We start from the raw sequence: 18,577 nt of genomic DNA on the forward strand, positions 1-18,577 counted from the left end.
TCTACCTCCCACTTGGGTCTATTAGTAGTTCCTTTTAGCTGCAAAATGAGCAATGTCCGTCAAATTCTTCTTCGCCGGAATATCCGGCAAACCCTTCAGAGCATCAATAGCCTTCTTAATATAGCGAGTGGCCATCTCTTCGGCAGTGTGAATGCTAGCGCTCTTACGTATAATGTTCAACGCCTTCTTCGTATCCCCTGCTCCATTCGACTCTCGAATTTTATTTATTTCGAGTAATAACGATTCGTTGATTGAAGGTTCTTGAAGAGCAAGCAGAACAGGCAGGGTGATATTGCCTTGTTTCATATCTGATCCCGGCGGCTTGCCTATTTGTTTCTCTGTTCCGAGCAGATCAAGTAAATCATCACGAATTTGGAACGCCATACCAAAGTTATACCCAAACTTATACAGCAGGTTGGCACTATGCTGATCTGAACCTGATGCAATTGCGCCTAACTGACAGCTAATAGCAACAAGTAAGGCTGTTTTACGACGAATACGAAGTAAATAATTGCGAACTGTCTGTTCTGTATTAAAGAAATCACGAATTTGTTCCATCTCACCGATGCACATCTGCACCATAGCCTTAGATAAAATCTGATGAATAAGTGGATTTTGAAGATCGGTCACAATCGTGAGCGCCTTGCCGTAAATGTAATCCCCGGTGTACATCGCAATGCGATTATCCCATTTGGACTTCACGGTCAATTGACCTCGCCTTGTCTCTGCATTATCAATAACATCGTCATGCACCAGCGAAGCCATATGAATAAGCTCCAGAGGCACTGCTATCTTCTCCAATACATCCAGACGGTAGTCGCCGAATTTGCCCGAAAGCAACACAAAAACGGGACGTATTCGTTTGCCTCCCGCTTTCAGTAGATGTGTGGACGTCTCGCTGAGGAGCGCATGATCCGATGTAACGCTTCGAGCAAGCTGGTTCTCGATAATCTCGAGATCGCTTTTCATTTTGGCGTAAATATCAAGTAGTTTCATTCGTTCACCTGTAGGGCAGTATGGTCTTCAAAAAAACAGATTTGGATTTCTTCGTCAAGCAAACCGAGCTGCTTAGCATAATCAAAATATAAAGAAAGACCAGCTTGCTCGTCCGAGCCGAAATGATAGGTTAATTCTTGAAAGTAACGACTCCAGTATGAAGGCTCACCGCCTAATTGTACGCAAGCCTTCTCAATAAGCGGCGAAGGATCCTGTAAGCTTAATCGTTTACTCTCAGTCAATGCATGAAGCACAGTCGCCACCGCCTCTGGATCGGCCTCAGCCGTCGTTCTACGAACGGCTACAAGCGCGAACGTCATTCCATAACCGGTCCAGCTCTTCCAAAGCTCGCCCAGATCAATAACAGTGAAGCCCTCGTTGCGCCATGATGCTTGGATAGCGGTATCTCCTATGAGTAGTGCCGCGTCCGCTTGTTCCAGCATGGAGTCAAGCAATGGCTCCATTGTTATATAAGAGGGGTTTGCTTTGTAATAAAGTGACATGATTATTTTCAACAAATTGACGGATGTTGCCGAGGTCGAAGTCATCGCAATTGTACCTCTGAGAACTGTTTCGAGCGGTTTCTTCGTAATCAGCAGGATGGAGTTAACCCGTCCCTTCGCGCTGACAGATAAATTCGGCAGCACCAGATAATCTTTTGCATGTTCGGCATAGGCATAGGAGGACATGGAAGTAATATCAATCTCCCCCTGCGCAAGTGCGCGGTTTAATGCTGATGGGACACGCGTATCTATAATAAAACGATCCCTCGGCAGCCATTGCTCCGCATAATGAAATATTGGCCAAACGTTAGCATAGTCAATACGTCCGATTGTGATCGGTCGATTTAACCCCATGCTGCTCATCTCCCCATCTTCTGTACAAATCATGATTAATTGGAAGTTGATCGAGCACTTTTCCAACAAGAAAATTTATTATATCATCAATCGATTGAGGTCCATGATAGAAAGCCGGCATGGCAGGTATCAGCCTAACGCCCATCCTGGCAAGCGTCAGCATGTTCTCCAGATGAATCGCATGCAGCGGCGTCTCACGTGGTATAAGCAGCAGCTTTCGTCCTTCTTTTAGCATAACATCAGCTGCTCTAGTCATCAAATTATCGGAGATTCCATTCGCAATGGAGGCAATCGTTCCCATGGAACATGGCATAATAATCATTCCCTCTACTTGGAATGACCCACTAGCAATAGAAGCGCCAATATCTGCATTAGGATGAAGAACAAGCTGCTTGCTGCTCATTTGCTGGTGAAAAACAGCTTCAAACGCGGCTAGTCGCTTAGTCGTATCCCAACCAAGCTCTTCTTTCATGACACGCCAACCCGCCTCTGTCACAACAAGATGAACATCTATATCTGAAGCAAGCAGTGTCTCGATCAAACGAATGCCGTATATAGAGCCACTGGCACCTGTAATACCGACCACCCAACGCTTCCTCGCAGCCAATCTGTTCTCTTCTACCACTTATGCAGCACCACCAAGTCTAGAAAGGTAAAGACGAATAAGACCGTACTTAACGCACCATTCATCGTAAAGAAGGCCGTTTGGACACGGCTCATATCACTAGGTTTAACGAGCCAATGTTCATAGAACAGAATGCCAGCAGCGATAATTGTTCCCACTAGATAGCCCCAGCTAAGGTCCGTCATCCAAAACAACGCGATAAAGCCAATTGCCGTAATAAAATGAAACACCTTTGCTATTCGCAATGCTCCGATAAGACCGAATCGAGCCGGAATCGAATGAACGCCTTCTTTACGATCGAAGTCAAAATCCTGACAGGCATATATAATATCGAAGCCTGCTAACCATGTGGCTACAGCAATATATAGGACCCATGCAGACAAATCTAGATGACCGGTTATCGCGACCCAAGCACCAAGCGGCGCAAGACCGATTGTCAATCCAAGAACAACATGACAAAGCCAAGTAAAGCGCTTCGTGTAGGAATATAAAACCAGCATGAATACTGCGATCGGCATCAGCTTCAAGCAAATTGGATTCAGCTTAGCTGCCGCAAAAAACAATAGAACAAAGGCTACTGCAATAAAGAGGAGAACTTCTCCTACTTTGAGCAGTCCCGCTGGAATTGCCCGTTTGGCTGTACGTGGATTCTTCTTATCAATTGCACTATCGATGACTCGGTTGAGCCCCATAGCCGCACTTCTTGCTCCCACCATCGCAAGAATGATCCAGCCGATCTCCCCCCACTCGGGCAATCGCTTCTCCATCATAACAGCGCCTAACAGAGCTCCCATGAAAGCAAAGGGTAAAGCAAAGATAGTATGCTCAACTTTAATCATTTCAAGGATAATGCCTAGTTTGCGAATCATGCTTCGTCCGTTCCCTTCGTCCCCATGTGTAACGCCGCGATTCCACCAGTCAAGGGATAGGCGCGCACGTTCCGGAAGCCAACCTCCCGGTAAATATCAGCTAGTTGATTCAGATCAGGAAAAGCCTTCAGAGAATCGGGAAGCCACTTATACTGTTCATAACTCTTTGCAAATAGCTTGCCAAGTGAAGGTAAAATATGTTCGAAATAAAAATAATAAATGGACTTGAATGGCTGCCACATCGGCTTGGACAATTCCAAGCAAACAACTTGTCCACCAGGTTTAACAACACGCTTCATTTCTTTCAATACTTGAACTAGGTCAGGTACATTACGAAGACCAAAGCCTATTGTTGCATAGTCAAATCGGTTATCCTCGAACGGTAGCTCCATGGCATTGCCATGAAGAAGGGAAATTTGAGCCTCTAATCCTTCTCGCTTTACCTTCTGCTGACCGTAATCAAGCATATGCTGGCTAAAGTCTAAACCCACCGTCTTACCAGTCTGACTAGCGCGCGCGAGTGCAATCGTCCAATCGCCTGTACCGCAGCACAAATCGATGGACGTTGCGCCCGGCTTGATATCCATTTTGCGCATCGTGAATTTTCTCCAGGTTTTATGCCTGCGAAAACTGAGCAAATCATTCATAAGATCATATTTGGGAGCGATGCTTTCAAACACCGCATGAACATGCTTCTCTTTGGAATCAGCTTGCATTGATAGTCACCTTCTCTCGTTGAGGACCGAGGCTGCCGGGATTAGCGGTCGCACAAACGTCTCTCCTATTTGTAAAAGCTCTTGTACGAGCTTATCGGATTCCAGACGTGATACGACAGCCCTAACATGCTCTACGGATTGTTTAAGCTTCTCGGTCAGCTGGCTTCGAATATCATACTTGATCACCAGCGACGAAACGTTGGCAAACTCATCTGTTTGATTCATAATAGCTCGCTTTTCTTCTTCCGTTCCTTCACCTAGAACATGCCAATAAGCCCAGCTTCCGCTGAACTGTTCGGGTTTCTCGCTGCGGGTTAGCTCGTCTAGTACCACTTCACATTGCCCAACACTCTGAAGAAGATCTTGCCAGACTCGAACCATCTGCTCATCCAGAATACTTGTAAAGGCTTGAAACAATTCCGTCTTGATCTGGATGCATTGATTCAAATATTCTTCAGCGCTCATCTTAAACTGTTTCATTCGCATATAGAAATTCACTTTGAGCTTGTTCACTTCACAAACACCAGCACTTATGCTTCTTATCATGTCTACCTGCCCCGCCTGTGATAAGAGCTGGTAGAATCGGCTGCTGAAATAATCCCCCGCCAGCACCTTTAATTGACGTGAACGCATTTCGCGCTCAGAGACGTGACCCGAGTTAGAATCAATCATGTCATGCGCATCCATCCCAAGCTGCACAAGCGACGCTACTAGCGAATAAAGCTCACTGTGCAATAGAGGTATGCGTTGATTGGCTAAAAAAGTAAAAAGCAACCGGATTCGTGAATCAGGAAAGTCCGGAAGCTCCGTGTACGTTTGAATCATATCGTAATCCACGTACTTCTTGGCCATCTCTGGTACTTTGTATGGTTTCATGTGGTCAAGCCTCCGGACAAACAGCGCTTCTCTTGCTGCTTCTATAATCTAAATTATTATACCATTTTGTTTGATTTTTCGCTACAACGAGGACACTTTGGAACTGTTTCCAGAGATGCTCAGCCGCAGCCGCTGCTTCCAAATGATATCCGTAAATGGATCAGATGAGCCCAGCTTTGATAAATCTGTGGTGAGCCATGAATCCGTTCGCCGGATATCTGTCGCAGCAATAAACCGAGTCGTTTCATAGCCGCTTTCATTTACGAGACCAGGTTCAACAAAACGCACCAGCACTCGATTGACGTTCTCTGCTTTTATGAATGCCAGATATAGAAGTCGTTCCAAATCCCCCATCCACAGCTGCGTATTAGAATCATTTCCTTCAACCGATAAATCTACCGAAAGAACAGCTTGGTTCCAAACAACCCTCTTCAGCTTTAATGTCAGCTGTAACCCCAGCATGGAATCTACTAAGTTATCCGAACTAAGCCGCTTTACAGGAACGGAGCGAAAAACAGCCACATCGCCATTCATTGCTGTCCTGTTCTTGAAATTGTGTGGAAGCGCTGATAATAAAACGGTTACCGCTACCGTTATAACCGAAGTGAAGAGCAGTCTTTTCCATATGGACCTCATACATAGCCCCCGTCCCAAGAATGACTTACTCTTACTATTGTACAAACTAAAAAAGCAGGCTATGCCTGCTTATCGTTAGTCTTCTGTATCAACCGTTCCATATTTGGTCATAACCGTTGCTTTACCACGAATTTTTATCGCGGAGGTGTGGTCAGTGAACTGACAAATCAATACTTCATTCTTATCCAGCTTCTCCGTATGGTGAAACTTTGTATCCAGCCCACGGGTCAGTCCAATTACCTGCACACCTTGTGCTTTTGCTTTTATGACGATATACTCGCCCTGCATGTCACTCATTTTGACGTCCTCCTCATTTTAAAAAACTGCCTCCCGAACCAGAAGCTCAGGACAGCAGTAAGTATCTTGTTATGTAAAATGATCGGTTACCGAATTCAGAGATGGAACTTCCACCAAGCTGCCCTAGCACAAGCAACCCCAAGAACTGCAAGGCTCAGTGTACTGGAATTACTCAAGCTTGTCAATAGGATTGCCACCATGAAGTTGCCACCGTGAATCCTTACACATGACCATTGGGATGAACGATTAATGAAAAACGCCCGAATGCAAAAATGCCATTCGGGCGTTATCAGTTGGCTATTGCCACTTCTTATTTGGAGACAAGGTCTTTCAGAGACTTACCGGCTTTAAAAGACGGGATCTTGCTAGCTGGGATATCAATTTCTTGACCTGTTTGAGGGTTGCGACCTTTACGTGCTTCGCGGCTCTTCACCTCAAAGTTTCCGAAACCTACCAACTGTACTTTATCTCCACCTTGAAGCGCTTCAGAGACAGCATCAAAAACGGCATCAACCGCTTTGGAAGCATCTTTCTTGGAAAGTTCAGTCAATTCGGCTACTTTCGCAATCAGTTCCGTTTTGTTCAATTCTTTCACCTCCCCTGACGGCAGCTCATAAGCACATCATTATCATTCTGTTTTACCGAAACCTGAGAAAATATACCTGCAGGTAAAGCGTTAACTTTATCGTAGTCAATTATCTGACAGCGACCGATTACCGCAATCTTTTCAGAATTTGGATAAGTGTGCATCTCCTGCATGCTGAACCATGAACAGATTTATAGTAATACAGTGCCTTTAGAATTTCAAGAGGTTCATCAAGTTTTCCCCTACTGTTCCTAGGGTTTTATGTCTTTTTACGGTTAAGATGAATAAATGTGACAGCAAGAGCAAGCACAAGCACGCCGCCTTTAACAATATCCGATTTATAATTTTCCAAATTTATCATGGTCATTCCGTTGAGAAGAACCCCCATAAGAACGGCACCTAAGAAGGTTCCGATCACGTTCGGACGTCCTGCGCCGAGCACTGAATAACCAACAAAAACAGCCGCTACAGACTCCATCAAGAGCGATGAGCCGGCATCGATTTGGCCTGTTCCTACGCGCGCCGCAAAAAGGATGCCTCCAATAGCTGCGAATACGCCTGAAGCGACGTAAGCAGCCGTACGAATCCTTTTGACACGCACTCCTGATAGCCGCGCTGCCTCTTCATTGCCGCCTGTCATTTGCATCTGACGTCCCCAGCGTGTGTAGGTGAAAAATAAATGAACCACAACGACAGCAACAATCATCAGAATGACCGATACTGGAATGCCAAGCAGTTTGCCCTGGCCTAGCCAAAGAAAGGAATCCGTAAACTTACCAGGCGCAGTTGTCCCATCTGTCATTTGCATATTATTGTAAATCGAATACCCTTTTGTAAACGTTTTGTGAACACCGCCTATAATATACATAATAGCGAGTGTAGCGAGCAGATCAGGTATCCGAACACGTACGATAAGGAAGGAATTAATCAGTCCTACAATCGCTCCGATGACCAGCGGCACGACGATAACAACGACAAGCGGCTGCTGGTACCACACCATTAGAGCGGAAGAAACTACCGTCGTCAGCGACACCGTTGAGCCTACGGATAAATCAAAGCCATCTACCGTTAAGGAAAAAGTGACACCTATCGCAACAAATGTCACGATCGAGATCGAACGAAGAATATCCGTTAAGTTGCTATACGTAAAAAAATGCTCATTCCATAAGGATAGGAACAAAATGATAAGCGCGATGACGAATAACGATCCGAATTTGAATGCAAAATCCATGGCTTTGTTCTTCATCCTGTAACCTCCTCTCCTCCGCTTGCTAATAGAAGAAGCTGCTCTTGCGTAGCTTTCCCTCGTGGAAAGGTTCCAACGAGACGCCCATCACACATAACAAGTATGCGATCAGCAATACCCAAGGCTTCTGTAAATTCACAAGTTAAATAAACGATCGCTTTTCCCTGCCCTGCCAAATCACCAATTATGCGAAAAATATCACTCTTCGCACCAATGTCGACACCTTTGGTTGGTTCATCGAATAGAAAAACATCCACATCTGCAGGAAGCCATTTACCTATCGAGACTTTCTGCTGATTGCCACCGCTTAAATACATCGTTTGCTGAGAGGCTGAAGAGGCCTTTATACCCAAACGGTTTATTAATTGGGAGGCGTTTAATGTTTCTGCGGACCTAGATAAAAAGCCGAATTTGGATATCAGATTCAAAATGGGCAGGCTAAGATTTCGTTTAACTGATTCCGCCACCAAAATGCCCTGCTTGCGTCGTTCCTCTGGCACCAATGCAATTCCGCTTCGGATGGCAGAAGCCGGTTCGTCCAGCTTTACCTCTTGTCCATTGACTTTAACAGTACCAGCTTCCTTGAGATCTGCACCAAATAACAAGCGTGACAGCTCGGTTTTACCCGCTCCAACCGATCCTACAATAGCTACAATTTCGCCTGATTTCACTTCGAAGCTGACATCACGTACAACATGAGAACGCGTTAATCCCTTTACTTCAAGAACGGTTGCACCAATCGGCGCCTCTATTTTCGGGAATTCTTCTTCAAAGGTACGGCCAAGCATAAACCGAACGATTTCATCAATTGAGGAATCTTTTGTCTCTGTTGTCAATACGCGTTGACCGTCACGCATCACCGTAATCCGATCGCAATTCTGGAACACTTCTGGCAATCGATGCGAGATAAAAATACAGCCAATGCCATCACTTTTCAATTGGTGCATGACACGGAACAACCGCTCAGCCTCCTCGAGGCTGAGCGGTGCGGTCGGTTCGTCAAAAATAACTACCTTCGCTTGTTCCGTTAACAAACGGGCGATCAGGACGAGCTGTTTCTCCGCTAGTGTAAGCTCTTCAACTTTTTTGCGGACAGGAATGCTCGCGCCAAGCCTTGCGAGCACGAGCTCTGCTTCCTTATGAAGACTGCTCCATTGCAGCCACATCGAGCTGTGATGAGAGGATATCCGGTCAAGCATGATATTCTCGGTAACGCTCAATTGTGGGACCAAGGCCGTATCAATCTCTTGGTATACACAATGTATACCGCCCGCCTTGGCATCCCCCGGAGTCTTAATCGCAATGAGCTTGCCATCGATCTCAATTGAGCCCGAATCCAGCTCGTAAGCACCGGATAAAACTTTCATTAAGGTGCTTTTACCAGCGCCATTTGCACCTAGCAGTGCATGAATTTCTCCTGCACGAACCTCTAGGTCCACATTTTGCAGGGCAGGTACGCCGGCAAACGATTTATTAATATTTTGCATACTCAGCTTACTAGTCGTTCCCATTACGCACCTCCTGTCTACCTGGAATCCGCTTGTGGATCCAGTAGAAAACTATTTATTTCGAGGTTTCAAGCGCTTTTAGCCAATCCGTGTAGCCCTGATCACTGTTGCCCCAGCCTTTAACATATTGATTCAATTGCGTTGTATTTACTTTTTCAGGAGCTTTAGGCAGCTCCTCGCGTTTAACGAAAACAGGATTCAGAACAACAACATCATCTGTTTGATCACCATGCAATTTCTGGTACAAATAACGAACTTGTACTCGTCCAATATCTTTAGGATCAACAGCAGCTGATGCAACCCAAGGGCTAGCAGGATCTTGAATCATTTGAAGATCCTCGTCGCTCATATCGATACCGTATACTTTAATTTCTGTACGGCCTGCTTGCTGAATTGCGCGTGATGCACCTTTGGCGAATTCATCCCATGCTGCCCAGACTGCTGTAATATCGCCTTTATTGGGATATTTTTTAAGTATAGCTTCCATCTGTGCTTGTGTATCCATTGCTGGGTTAGTAGCATTACCAAAAGCAGAAATTTCTTTTAGATCCGGGTATTTAGCTTGAAAAGCTTTGTAAGCTGTTTGGCGGCGCTCCATTGGAGCAAAGCCCGCTACCCATACCTTAACGATTGTTCCTTTGCCGCCAGCATCTGCTGCAAGCTGCTCAAGTGACATATCGGCCATTACTTTATCATCCTGCTGGAGAACGGTTACTCCTGGCACTTTAATGTCAGCATCAAAAACAACTACAGGAATATTCTTCGCTACTGCATTCTTAACGCCTGCTTCGAGCGCACCGGCTTGACCATGGTCAATTAGAATACCGTCAAAGCCTTGGTTGACAGCTGCATCAAGGTTTGTAGCCATTTTGGCTAAGTCACCATCTGCAGCGAATACTTGAACTTCTCCGCCAAGCTTGCCCACTTGATCTTTAACACCCGCAATATATTGGGATGAGAATGTACCTGTATTGAACTGCATAACCAGTGCGATTTTTTTACCTTTAAGAGATGCTTCCTCATTCTTGTTACCAGTTTGGTTCGTTGTATTGGTCGTCGTCGAACCCGTAGTGTTCTCTTTATTGCTTTCATGGGACTTGCTACCGCAGGCACTAACGACTAGCACCAAGGCTACTAACATGAATAGAATCGAACTTTTTCCCCACTGTTTCATCTTCATTTCTCCTCCTAAGCCTAAGCTTATCTCTATTAAATTAATCTAATCTAATAGTATCACCATTTCCGAGTATGTCAATCGGAAATGTGAATATACATGTCGAATATTCGCATATTTTGTCGCAAATGTCATTATAAAGTGATTTTATACTGAAATGCAACCTTTACGCCTATTTATTAAGTCCTTTTTTCACAACAAAAAAGAGACACGCAGTTATGCGCATCTCTTCTTCGTTCAGCGACTTACAATATGATCGCTATTAATCCGCCAGAGCCTTCATTGATAATTCGTCCCAATGTTTCCTGAAGTTTATAGCGCGCATTGTCCGGCATCATTGCAATCTTGCCTTGAATGCCTTCTCGAACGATGGAATGAAGGGATCGACCAAAGATATCCGACTCCCAGATTTTGATCGGGTCGTTCTCGAAATCCTGCATCAGATAACGGACTAGCTCCTCGCTTTGCTTCTCCGTACCAATGATAGGTGCGAATTCCGATTCAACATCAACGCGTATCATGTGAATAGAAGGCGCTGTTGCCTTTAAGCGGACGCCGAACCGTGAGCCTTGACGAATGAGCTCTGGTTCGTCTAGAGCCATCTCAGCAAGCGAAGGAGCTGCAATACCGTAGCCCGTCGTCTTCACCATCTCGAGTGCTTCAGCGAATCGGTCATATTCTCTCTTAGCGTGAGAGAATTCCTGCATCAGCTGCAGCAAATGATCTTTACCACGAATTTCAACTCCTACTACTTCCATCAGAATTTGATCATACAACTCATCCGGAGCATAAAGGTCGATCTCGGCTACCCCTTGCCCCATATTCATACCACTTAATCCGGCTCTAGCAATGAACTCGTATTCCATAAACTGCGTGACGACACGATCGACATCGCGCAGTCGACGAATATCCTTCACCGTGTCTCGAACGGAATTCTCATAATTGCTGCGCAGCCAATGGTTATCGTTCAATACCATGACCCAGCTCGGTAGATTCACGTTAACCTCATGGACTGGGAACTCATAGAGCACTTCTCGCAGAACAGAGATAACTTCCTCTTCACCCATTGTAGCTACACTTAATGTAATAACTGGGATGTCATACTTCACTTGCAGCTCATTGCGAAGCTGAATCGCTTCATCACTTTTCGGACGTGTTGAATTGACGATAAGGACGAATGGCTTGCCCACTTCCTTCAGTTCATTAACGACACGCTCTTCCGCTTCAACATAAGCACTCCGCGGAATTTCTGCAATGGTACCATCTGTTGTCACGACTACACCAAGTGTAGAATGCTCTTGAATGACCTTACGTGTTCCGATCTCGGCTGCTTCCTGGAACGGAATAGGCTCTTCGAACCACGGTGTTGTAATCATCCGGGGACCATTCTCATCCTCATATCCTTTCGCACCGACAACTGCGTAGCCCACACAATCTACGAGTCGTATGTTTACATCCAGCCCTTCTGCCACTCGGAGCTGTACGGCCTGGTTTGGTACAAATTTAGGTTCGGTCGTCATAATTGTTTTGCCTGCTGCACTCTGAGGCAGCTCATCAATAGCTCTTACCCGATCGGCATCGTTCGTGATGTTAGGCAGCACAACCGTCTCCATGAACCGTTTGATGAAGGTTGATTTGCCCGTGCGGACCGCTCCAACGACGCCGAGGTAAATATCCCCGCCAGTTCGTTCGGCTATGTCCTTGAAAATGTCAACTTTCTCCACTGAATATCCCCTCCCAATCGAATTTCGCCAGTACATGGACGTACCGTTATTACTGTGCTTCCTCCTGCTGCGTGTCGTCAGGGCTCGTCGCTATCGTCTACTTAAGAAGCAGACCAGCGACGTAACTCGTACATGATTTTGGACTAGTAATAGCTTATTGCGCATTTGTCCCAATTATGACGACTGTGTGGATGAAATCTTTTTGCTTTGATTTCTTTTCACTTAGCCCGTTCCGACCTTCCAAGATTGAGGTATATGAGAGAAAACGGACTCCTATGCCATAAACGCAAAAAAACCTCTCATCCCGAGGTGGGGATAGGAGGTTAGAATATGTGTTAAATCTATTTGAGCATAGCTTGCGGTTCCCCATTCTTAAGTCGGTAAATAGGCGATTTAACCGGCACCAAATCGGAATGCTCGACCAGCAGTTCACGTAAATCCTGCTTGTCATCCGGCTTTTTGCCGCTATCAAGCTTGTTAAGGGCTTGGGTAATATCAATCCCATAATCCAGATAGACGTTGCCTTTAGCATCCATAATTGTTGAGAGGGTCTGTCCAGTAAATACACTTTGAAGGACAGGCTCCTTAAGATTTAAATTGTCATAATTAATGCTTGTAAAATCGGGATAAACAGACTTACCTGTAGGAAGCTTGCCCTGATGTGCATCTGAATAAGCTTTAACAGATGCTTGAATATCATTTACCTTTTGAGAGAGAACGAGATTCATCAGCTTGACGGTCGGATCTGTTTCTTCGTTGATGATGAGGTAGTAGTAACTGCCGCCCTTCTCATAGGCCGTTGCCGGAATATCAGAAACATAATTCATTTGCTGCAGCTTTTCAAAGTCAATCCGATATTTCTCATATAAAGGTGTCTCAGGTGTACTATTCAGAATGGGAAGCAGGCCAGTATCCTTTTGATATTGGTCAACAACTGCTTGTACGGTAAGAATGGCGTCTTTAGGCGGCAGCTTATTCTGAGTCAGCTGATCCTTCGGATACAAACAGCCCGACAAAGCGACTGTCATCATCCCAATCACAACCACAGATGCCACCCGTTTGAAGAAGTTTAATGTCATATTGCCTCCTAATAGGTTTTCACAAAGATTACATCGTATGCCTATTCCTTACCAAAGCTCATCTTCTTCAGCTTGGCGCATGAGCTGGCGTCTAACCGCCGCTTTGAGCGGATCCTCAGGAACCTCTACAACCGCGTGGCCAAGTACTCTTGCTTGACAGGAGAGCCTTGTACCCAAGCGATCTGTTCCTGCCAGCTTGCGTCGTTCATTATCTTGAAGCGGGGATAATCCCGAAGGATTCTCAGCTAACACCTTACACATCAAGCAGGCTGCTTTCCCATCACATCTGGTGCGAATGGAAACCCCCGCTCTCCTTGATGCATCTAAAACAGTTGTTCCAGCCCGTACACTTGCCTTACGTCCGGATGGAAGAAACGTGATATCAACATTCATGATGATTCCCTCGTTTCTTCAATACCCAATATTGCATGAACGCGTGCTACCAGTTCCAATGACAATTTATTGGTCTCCTCGATATCAAGAAAAGCATCCTTGTGAGTTGCTAGCTGACCTTGCAAGGCATTTGCAATGAGCTTAACACGGTCGTCACGTCTACGGAGAACATTAAACCACATCTCATGTGCAAAGGGCACAATCCCGATCTTATAGCCATCCACTTGGATAGATTCCATGTAAGGGACAAGCATACGAGAAACCTCAACCTTATAAAGATCGATCCCCGTTTTAATTTCGAATCCACCGACAAGCTCGATGGACACGCCTTCAATGGAATAGTGACTTAGTACGGAACGATAAATACCGCTCACATTCACTTCTTGCTCGTCTACTGAATAGTCTTGCAAAAGCTTATGCAGCCGCCGAGCATCCTCTTCATCCGCATATAGATCTAAATCACGAGGTCGATTATCAAGAGCAAGGCCCCGGAGCATAAGACCTGTACTGCCACCAACCAGCCATAAGGCATCACTCGCTTGAGTAAGCTGAGCTACAATGGCTAAAGCTCGATAAATAGGATCATTCTTATTATCCATAGGACCCACGTCCTTTAATTAAAAATAAGGTTTGTTAATGGCTTTAATAGAACCAGCATCTGGCTTTATTATGGCTTGACAGGCGAGGCGATACCCTTGATCGAATTCCTCAGGCTCCATCCGATCCCACTCCGCATCCGTTACCTCTTCCAGAAATGCTGCACCTTCTTCAACCAAGCAGCGACATCTTGCACAAGTTCCTCTCGTGCAAGAGAACGCCCAATCAAGTTCATGCTTAATAGCCAAATCAAGTAAAGACATTCCCTCTTCCGCATCAATTGTAATGGCGCGGGTTCTGCTTATTAGTTCTAGCATAAGGTATGCTAACATCCTTTCTCCATTGTGGACTTTGGTGACTTTCGTTATGTAATGGAAATAAAGCCAAGAATACCACCCAGTACTAACATACCGAATGCTAGGATAGAAAGAATAAACCGTAAGATGCCTTTTGTCTTATATCGAGCTAATGAAATGATGAGGGCCGCTATTGCCATAAGCCCAATTCCTACGAGTGAAACCCACATTTTGGTCATTGGATCCATTTCTTGTTTACGCCACCCTTGTCCAACAAATATTCGTATCATTATAACATTATTCGAGTTTACTCGGCTAGTTTTTGCCTCATTCGATGCTATGGAAATAAAAAAGACACAAAGGCAAAAACTGGCGATTGAAATGCCAGGCATGCCTTCGCGTCTTTTCACTGCTACCTCTTAAGCATAAGCTTCATCAGCGCTTCCATGTTGTTCATATTCATGCCGCTCTTCTTAACAGCTCCAACAATGTCATTGATCGTTTGATCTGTCACAGGCACCTTAGCCATTGCCGAAACCGATTTGATCAGCTTACGAAGCTCATCCTCATTGGTCACCGTACTTTCAGATACGCCACTGGCCAGCTTTTTCACTGCATTTTCGGTTATCGGCTTGCCTGTTTTTTTATTGACGGCATTGAGTACATCCTTCGAAATATTGTTTTTACCGCTCATATCGTTCCTCCTCAGAGCTAGATGATCGCAGGCATCCGCTAGGTGCTGCTAGCATCATATGAGTGGTGATCATGATTGGTGTAGGCCCCAAGAGCCCGCATCTTCTTCCATTTCATGCGTTCGGCCGCGTCCCATTAAAGATTCCACAGCCTGACGAGGCGGTTTATTTTCAAACAAAACTTGGTACAGCTGCTCCGTAATGGGCATCTCTACCTCATATTGAATAGAGAGTTCATGGGCGGCGCTTGTTGTGCGCACCCCTTCCACAACCATACCCATTTGAGTAAGAACATCTGCCAAAGGTAAGCCCTCCGCCAGCATGGAGCCAGCGCGCCAATTACGGCTATGTTTGCTCGTACAGGTCACCACTAAATCACCAACACCCGCAAGACCTGCGAAAGTGAGTGGATTGGCACCCATAGCAATACCCAAACGACTTATTTCAGCTAATCCTCGGGTGAGCAGTGCCGCTTTGGCGTTATCTCCAAAGCCAAGTCCATCGGTTAAGCCTGCACCAAGTGCAATAATATTCTTAATCGCTCCGGCAACTTCAACGCCGACCACATCCATATTCGTATATACACGAAAATATGGCGTAATGAAAGCATCCTGCGCCCTCTCTGCCGCCTCTTGTGAAAGGGATGCGACGACGACCGTAGTCGGCTGCCGACGTACAACCTCTTCAGCATGGCTTGGACCTGACAAAACGACCAAGCGATTAGGGTCACCCTTGAGCTCCTCGGCTAGAACGGTCGTCATTCTTTTAAAGCTTCCCGACTCAAAGCCTTTGGTAGCATGAATGCACAAAGCTTCTGGGGAGATGAAGGGCGCGGCCTGCTTAGCTACTTCGCGCATGGCAGACGATGGTGCGGCAAAAAGAACGATAGAAGCATCTAACAGCGCCTCTTCGATCTCCGTTGTTGCTTGAATGGAATCCGGAAGAACAGCACCCTTGAGAAACTTACTATTCGTATGCTTGTTGTTAATCTCCTCAACTTGAACAGGGTTCCGGGCCCATATGGTGACTTCATAATGATTGTCAGCAAGAACAGCTGCGAGCGCTGTTCCCCAACTACCAGCCACAAGAACAGTTGCTTTCCGCTTCATTCTAAGAAGCCTCCTTACCCTTTTCTAGCACCAAGCTTGTTTTCTTTACCTTGAAGCAGCTTCACAATATTTTTACGATGGCGTACAAAAGCAAGCACACAAATGATTAAACTTCCCCAAAGATAGGCTGTCGGTTTGTCCATCAACCAGACGAAAACAGGTAATAATAAGGCAAGAACCAATGAACCAAGTGAAACATAACGAGTAACGGCAATAAGAATGATGGCGATAACGCCAGCTATAAGGGCAGGAATGAAAGCAAGTGATGCCATAACACCTACTGTTGTCGCAATTCCTTTGCCGCCTTTGAACCCAAAGTATACCGGCCAGTTATGACCGGCTATAGCGGCTAAACCACAAAGAACCGGCGCCCAATCACCGCCGGCAATCCATTTTCCAAGCCATACTGCCAGGACGCCCTTAGCGATATCAAGTATAAAGACAGCAGATCCTGGTCCTTTTCCAAGTACTCGTAACGTGTTTGTTGCACCAGCATTGCCGCTGCCATGATTACGAATATCAATGCCTTTTACCCATTTGGCAATTAAAATACTGAATGAGATCGAGCCTAATAAATAACTAATAAGAACAGCTAGAATGGTTAGCATTGAGATTCTCCTTAATCTTAACTCCAAACCTCCAAGGAGAGCTGTCCAAAAGAATCCCTCTTAGACACCCGAACGTTTGTTGATCCTTCTACTCTGCATACTTTGCATTTAATTAGCAAGCTTACTGCGTAAGTTCATAGCATATAACAAACATGAATAGACGCAGTAAGCCAGCTAGGACTTACTTAGAAATGGCCTTAATCCTCGTCGGATTTGCGGCGGGTAAAGATTCGGATCGGTGTTCCTTCGAAGTCGAAGGCTGCACGAATTTTGTTCTCAAGATATCGCTCGTAGGAGAAGTGCATCATATCTGGATCGTTAGCGAATAGTACGATTGTTGGTGGTTTAACGGCGACCTGTGTCGCATAGTTAATACGCAATCGTCTGCCTTTGTCCGTAGGTGGCGGATTAATCGCGATCGCATCAGACAGCACGTCGTTAAGCAAATGTGTCTGAATACGCAAAGCATGCTGTTCGGAAGCTCGTGTAACAATTGGCAGCAGTTTATGTAACCGCTGTTTTGTTAGAGCAGATAAGAACACGATCGGCGCATAGGTCATGAATAAGAATTGTTCCCTAATGTCCTGCGTAAAGTTTTTCATCGTCTTCTCATCTTTCTCGACAACATCCCATTTGTTCACGACAAAGATTGAAGCCTTGCCTGCTTCATGTGCATAACCAGCAATATGCTTGTCCTGTTCAATGATACCTTCTTCACCATTAATAAGAACCAGAACAACATCAGCACGCTCGATAGCCTTCAATGCACGCATAACGCTGTATTTTTCCGTTGTTTCATACACTTTACCGCGTTTGCGCATACCAGCTGTATCAATAAGCACATATTTCTGTCCATCACGTTCAAAAGGCGTATCGATAGCGTCGCGTGTCGTACCCGCAACATCACTAACAATAACCCGTTCCTCACCAAGCAATGCATTGACAAGTGAGGATTTACCAACATTCGGTCGTCCAATCAGAGCAACGCGAATAACATCATCCTCATAATGTTCTTCTGTAAGCTCAGGCAGCTTTTCTACTGCGGCATCCAATAGATCGCCAATACCCATCCCATGAGCACCAGAAATTCCAATAGGTGTTCCAAAGCCTAAATTGTAAAATTCATAAATATCATCATGCCGATTCAAGTTATCGACTTTATTAACGGCAACAACGATGGGTTTGCGTGAGCGCAGAAGCATTTGAGCAACTTCATCATCCGCTATCGTTAATCCATCCTTGGCATCAACCATGAAAATAATGACATCTGCTTCTTCGATAGCAAGCTCTGCTTGCATCCGAACAGACTTCATGATTTGATCTTCACCGTCAATCTCAATACCTCCAGTATCTACGACACTAAAGGCTCTTCCGTTCCATTCCCCAGCACTGTAAATACGATCTCGCGTAACGCCGGGCTTATCTTCTACAATAGCTAACCGATCTCCAATGATACGGTTAAAAATTGTCGACTTTCCCACGTTGGGACGCCCTACGATGGCGATGATGGGTTTAGACATTTTTTCACTCCTCCAAATTTAGCGCAACTCTGCTTCAATCTTTCTACATGGCATAATGATGAGAAGAATACAGATTCTGCCCAGCCATTTATAATAATCCTTCAAAATTGGTTTCTAAAAATACAAGCAAAGTATAGTAGAGGGTGTACTTTCTTATATTTAAAGCGTTACGG

General features: G+C 45.3%; 22 protein-coding genes. All 22 read right to left on the reverse strand.

From position 1 onward, the window contains the following. Positions 1-21 precede the first annotated feature (21 nt). Positions 22-996, reverse strand: a complete 975-nt coding sequence (locus tag EKN16_RS11405) for a polyprenyl synthetase family protein (RefSeq protein ID WP_125656747.1) — start codon at positions 994-996, stop codon at positions 22-24. Further along, entirely contained in the window at positions 993-1,853 is an 861-nt protein-coding gene (locus tag EKN16_RS11410; protein WP_232016366.1) for a menaquinone biosynthesis protein, read from the reverse strand. The genes EKN16_RS11405 and EKN16_RS11410 overlap by 4 nt, the downstream gene beginning before the upstream one ends. Beyond that, positions 1,816-2,478, reverse strand: a complete 663-nt coding sequence (locus EKN16_RS11415; protein WP_232016367.1) for a UbiX family flavin prenyltransferase — start codon at positions 2,476-2,478, stop codon at positions 1,816-1,818. The genes EKN16_RS11410 and EKN16_RS11415 overlap by 38 nt, the downstream gene beginning before the upstream one ends. After that, positions 2,472-3,347: a UbiA-like polyprenyltransferase gene (locus EKN16_RS11420; RefSeq protein ID WP_125656753.1), complete on the reverse strand. Its 876-nt coding sequence runs from the start codon at positions 3,345-3,347 to the stop codon at positions 2,472-2,474. The genes EKN16_RS11415 and EKN16_RS11420 overlap by 7 nt, the downstream gene beginning before the upstream one ends. Further along, positions 3,344-4,063, reverse strand: a complete 720-nt coding sequence (locus tag EKN16_RS11425) for a demethylmenaquinone methyltransferase (RefSeq protein WP_125656756.1) — start codon at positions 4,061-4,063, stop codon at positions 3,344-3,346. Before EKN16_RS11425 ends, EKN16_RS11420 begins: the two co-directional genes overlap by 4 nt. A 6-nt stretch (positions 4,064-4,069) precedes the next feature. Then, positions 4,070-4,939: a heptaprenyl diphosphate synthase component 1 gene (locus tag EKN16_RS11430; protein WP_125656759.1), complete on the reverse strand. Its 870-nt coding sequence runs from the start codon at positions 4,937-4,939 to the stop codon at positions 4,070-4,072. Between the two features lie 81 nt (positions 4,940-5,020). Then, positions 5,021-5,575 (reverse strand): hypothetical protein, encoded by a 555-nt coding sequence (locus tag EKN16_RS11435; protein ID WP_125656762.1) that lies wholly within the window; start codon positions 5,573-5,575, stop codon positions 5,021-5,023. Between the two features lie 75 nt (positions 5,576-5,650). Further along, positions 5,651-5,872: a trp RNA-binding attenuation protein MtrB gene (mtrB, locus tag EKN16_RS11440; RefSeq protein ID WP_125656765.1), complete on the reverse strand. Its 222-nt coding sequence runs from the start codon at positions 5,870-5,872 to the stop codon at positions 5,651-5,653. Positions 5,873-6,182: 310 nt separating this feature from the next. Continuing rightward, positions 6,183-6,458: an HU family DNA-binding protein gene (locus EKN16_RS11445; RefSeq protein ID WP_125656768.1), complete on the reverse strand. Its 276-nt coding sequence runs from the start codon at positions 6,456-6,458 to the stop codon at positions 6,183-6,185. A gap of 259 nt (positions 6,459-6,717) precedes the next feature. Then, complete coding sequence (locus EKN16_RS11450; RefSeq protein ID WP_125656770.1) at positions 6,718-7,704, reverse strand: ABC transporter permease; 987 nt, start codon at positions 7,702-7,704, stop codon at positions 6,718-6,720. Next, positions 7,701-9,215, reverse strand: a complete 1,515-nt coding sequence (locus tag EKN16_RS11455) for a sugar ABC transporter ATP-binding protein (RefSeq protein WP_125656773.1) — start codon at positions 9,213-9,215, stop codon at positions 7,701-7,703. Before EKN16_RS11455 ends, EKN16_RS11450 begins: the two co-directional genes overlap by 4 nt. A gap of 52 nt (positions 9,216-9,267) precedes the next feature. Then, positions 9,268-10,386, reverse strand: a complete 1,119-nt coding sequence (locus tag EKN16_RS11460; RefSeq protein ID WP_125656795.1) for a sugar ABC transporter substrate-binding protein — start codon at positions 10,384-10,386, stop codon at positions 9,268-9,270. Between the two features lie 245 nt (positions 10,387-10,631). After that, complete coding sequence (spoIVA, locus tag EKN16_RS11465; RefSeq protein ID WP_125656798.1) at positions 10,632-12,110, reverse strand: stage IV sporulation protein A; 1,479 nt, start codon at positions 12,108-12,110, stop codon at positions 10,632-10,634. Between the two features lie 341 nt (positions 12,111-12,451). Continuing rightward, the gene (locus EKN16_RS11470; protein ID WP_125656801.1) at positions 12,452-13,189 is read right to left on the reverse strand and encodes a YphF family lipoprotein; all 738 of its coding nucleotides are present in this window, start codon (positions 13,187-13,189) and stop codon (positions 12,452-12,454) included. Positions 13,190-13,237: 48 nt separating this feature from the next. After that, the gene (locus EKN16_RS11475) at positions 13,238-13,582 is read right to left on the reverse strand and encodes a 2Fe-2S iron-sulfur cluster-binding protein (RefSeq protein ID WP_125656804.1); all 345 of its coding nucleotides are present in this window, start codon (positions 13,580-13,582) and stop codon (positions 13,238-13,240) included. Continuing rightward, a complete protein-coding gene (locus EKN16_RS11480) occupies positions 13,579-14,181 on the reverse strand; it encodes a nucleotidyltransferase family protein (protein WP_125656807.1) in 603 nt (200 codons plus the stop codon). The genes EKN16_RS11475 and EKN16_RS11480 overlap by 4 nt, the downstream gene beginning before the upstream one ends. An 18-nt stretch (positions 14,182-14,199) precedes the next feature. Further along, a complete protein-coding gene (locus tag EKN16_RS11485) occupies positions 14,200-14,496 on the reverse strand; it encodes a 2Fe-2S iron-sulfur cluster-binding protein (RefSeq protein WP_125656810.1) in 297 nt (98 codons plus the stop codon). A 47-nt stretch (positions 14,497-14,543) separates the two neighbouring features. After that, positions 14,544-14,765 carry a DUF2768 domain-containing protein gene (locus EKN16_RS11490; protein ID WP_375782056.1) on the reverse strand — a complete coding sequence of 74 codons (222 nt, stop codon included), beginning with the start codon at positions 14,763-14,765 and terminating at the stop codon, positions 14,544-14,546. A 122-nt stretch (positions 14,766-14,887) separates the two neighbouring features. Continuing rightward, positions 14,888-15,169 (reverse strand): stage VI sporulation protein F, encoded by a 282-nt coding sequence (locus EKN16_RS11495; RefSeq protein ID WP_125656813.1) that lies wholly within the window; start codon positions 15,167-15,169, stop codon positions 14,888-14,890. A 69-nt stretch (positions 15,170-15,238) separates the two neighbouring features. Next, complete coding sequence (locus EKN16_RS11500) at positions 15,239-16,276, reverse strand: NAD(P)H-dependent glycerol-3-phosphate dehydrogenase (protein ID WP_125656816.1); 1,038 nt, start codon at positions 16,274-16,276, stop codon at positions 15,239-15,241. A 14-nt stretch (positions 16,277-16,290) separates the two neighbouring features. Then, entirely contained in the window at positions 16,291-16,884 is a 594-nt protein-coding gene (gene plsY, locus EKN16_RS11505; protein ID WP_125656819.1) for a glycerol-3-phosphate 1-O-acyltransferase PlsY, read from the reverse strand. 197 nt (positions 16,885-17,081) lie between these two features. Next, the gene (der, locus tag EKN16_RS11510) at positions 17,082-18,404 is read right to left on the reverse strand and encodes a ribosome biogenesis GTPase Der (protein ID WP_125656822.1); all 1,323 of its coding nucleotides are present in this window, start codon (positions 18,402-18,404) and stop codon (positions 17,082-17,084) included. Positions 18,405-18,577 lie beyond the last annotated feature (173 nt).

It is taken from the genome of Paenibacillus baekrokdamisoli (genome assembly GCF_003945345.1).
Lineage (GTDB): Bacteria > Bacillota > Bacilli > Paenibacillales > Paenibacillaceae > Paenibacillus_Z > Paenibacillus_Z baekrokdamisoli.

What these genes read in the sequence shown, in the direction of transcription:
- EKN16_RS11430 (WP_125656759.1), bottom strand. Translation starts at nt 4,939, where the DNA reads ATGAAACCATACAAAGTACCAGAGATGGCCAAGAAGTACGTGGATTAC.
- EKN16_RS11490 (WP_375782056.1), bottom strand. Translation starts at nt 14,765, where the DNA reads ATGATACGAATATTTGTTGGACAAGGGTGGCGTAAACAAGAAATGGAT.
- EKN16_RS11460 (WP_125656795.1), bottom strand. Translation starts at nt 10,386, where the DNA reads ATGAAACAGTGGGGAAAAAGTTCGATTCTATTCATGTTAGTAGCCTTG.
- EKN16_RS11475 (WP_125656804.1), bottom strand. Translation starts at nt 13,582, where the DNA reads ATGAATGTTGATATCACGTTTCTTCCATCCGGACGTAAGGCAAGTGTA.
- EKN16_RS11485 (WP_125656810.1), bottom strand. Translation starts at nt 14,496, where the DNA reads ATGCTAGAACTAATAAGCAGAACCCGCGCCATTACAATTGATGCGGAA.
- EKN16_RS11470 (WP_125656801.1), bottom strand. Translation starts at nt 13,189, where the DNA reads ATGACATTAAACTTCTTCAAACGGGTGGCATCTGTGGTTGTGATTGGG.
- EKN16_RS11405 (WP_125656747.1), bottom strand. Translation starts at nt 996, where the DNA reads ATGAAACTACTTGATATTTACGCCAAAATGAAAAGCGATCTCGAGATT.
- plsY (WP_125656819.1), bottom strand. Translation starts at nt 16,884, where the DNA reads ATGCTAACCATTCTAGCTGTTCTTATTAGTTATTTATTAGGCTCGATC.
- EKN16_RS11435 (WP_125656762.1), bottom strand. Translation starts at nt 5,575, where the DNA reads ATGAGGTCCATATGGAAAAGACTGCTCTTCACTTCGGTTATAACGGTA.
- mtrB (WP_125656765.1), bottom strand. Translation starts at nt 5,872, where the DNA reads ATGAGTGACATGCAGGGCGAGTATATCGTCATAAAAGCAAAAGCACAA.
- EKN16_RS11500 (WP_125656816.1), bottom strand. Translation starts at nt 16,276, where the DNA reads ATGAAGCGGAAAGCAACTGTTCTTGTGGCTGGTAGTTGGGGAACAGCG.
- EKN16_RS11450 (WP_125656770.1), bottom strand. Translation starts at nt 7,704, where the DNA reads ATGAAGAACAAAGCCATGGATTTTGCATTCAAATTCGGATCGTTATTC.
- der (WP_125656822.1), bottom strand. Translation starts at nt 18,404, where the DNA reads ATGTCTAAACCCATCATCGCCATCGTAGGGCGTCCCAACGTGGGAAAG.
- EKN16_RS11455 (WP_125656773.1), bottom strand. Translation starts at nt 9,215, where the DNA reads ATGGGAACGACTAGTAAGCTGAGTATGCAAAATATTAATAAATCGTTT.
- EKN16_RS11425 (WP_125656756.1), bottom strand. Translation starts at nt 4,063, where the DNA reads ATGCAAGCTGATTCCAAAGAGAAGCATGTTCATGCGGTGTTTGAAAGC.
- EKN16_RS11420 (WP_125656753.1), bottom strand. Translation starts at nt 3,347, where the DNA reads ATGATTCGCAAACTAGGCATTATCCTTGAAATGATTAAAGTTGAGCAT.
- EKN16_RS11410 (WP_232016366.1), bottom strand. Translation starts at nt 1,853, where the DNA reads ATGGGGTTAAATCGACCGATCACAATCGGACGTATTGACTATGCTAAC.
- EKN16_RS11480 (WP_125656807.1), bottom strand. Translation starts at nt 14,181, where the DNA reads ATGGATAATAAGAATGATCCTATTTATCGAGCTTTAGCCATTGTAGCT.
- EKN16_RS11495 (WP_125656813.1), bottom strand. Translation starts at nt 15,169, where the DNA reads ATGAGCGGTAAAAACAATATTTCGAAGGATGTACTCAATGCCGTCAAT.